Consider the following 965-nt stretch of genomic DNA (forward strand, 5'->3'; position numbering starts at 1 on the left):
GCCTCTGTCATCAAGTTTGAAGATCTGACAGTGGGTAAATTAGGACCTGCCGAACGACGCGCTTTAGGTTTAGGTTTTGTCCCTGAAGAACGTCTAGGACGTGGTGCGGTTCCCGATATGTCCTTGGAAGACAATGGTCTACTCACGGCATATCAAACGGGTGATTTGGTCAATAAAGGTTGGATTAATCGCTCCAAAGTCAAAGAGTTCGCCAACACTATTATCAGTAACTTCAAAGTAAAAACACCGGATGCGCAAGCGCAAGCGAAGTCTTTGTCTGGTGGTAATCTCCAAAAATACATTATCGGTCGTGAGATTCTTCAAAATCCTAAGTTATTAGTGTGTTCGCATCCTACGTGGGGTGTGGATATTGGTGCTGCGATTTTGATTCGCCATGAACTCATCAAATTACGTGATGCCGGTGCTTCGATCCTAGTAGTGTCTGAGGATATCGATGAGTTGTATCAAATCAGTGATCGTATCTGTGCGATTTGNGATGGTGAGTTGTCACCTGTTGCAGCGACAGAGAAGGTTAGCATTAACCAACTTGGTAAATGGATGGCGGGTGACAAGACTCCTGTAGAAGATAACGAGCAAGCGGGAGCAGTCGCATGATCTTTAAATTAGAAAAGCGTCCTTCAGACTCGAAGGCGATGGCCTATTTATCGCCAGTGCTGGCGGTGCTATTAACCTTGATTAGTGGTGCAATTGTATTTGCTTCCTTAGGGCATGATCCACTGGGTTCTCTCTATGTATTCTTCTTACAGCCGCTCGAGGACTTGTACGGTTGGACTGAACTCGGCATCAAAGTTGCGCCACTATTATTGTGTGCAATGGGCTTAATGCTTTGCTTTAAAGCGCAGGTATGGAACATCGGTGCAGAAGGGCAGTTTATTCTTGGCGGCCTAGGCGGCGGTTTCTTAGCNTTGCAACTGGGTGATGTTGAAAGTTACTGGGTGCTACCG

The 965-nt window shown here is 46.2% G+C and carries 2 pseudogenes; both read left to right on the forward strand.

What is annotated here, in order from left to right:
- A pseudogene (locus A3762_RS26910) lies at window positions 1–615 on the forward strand (ABC transporter ATP-binding protein); the annotation flags it as partial.
- Window positions 612–965 (forward strand): annotated as a pseudogene (locus A3762_RS02710) (ABC transporter permease); the annotation flags it as partial. The pseudogenes A3762_RS26910 and A3762_RS02710, both read left to right, overlap by 4 nt.

The sequence above is a fragment of the Oleiphilus sp. HI0125 genome (genome assembly GCF_001635355.1).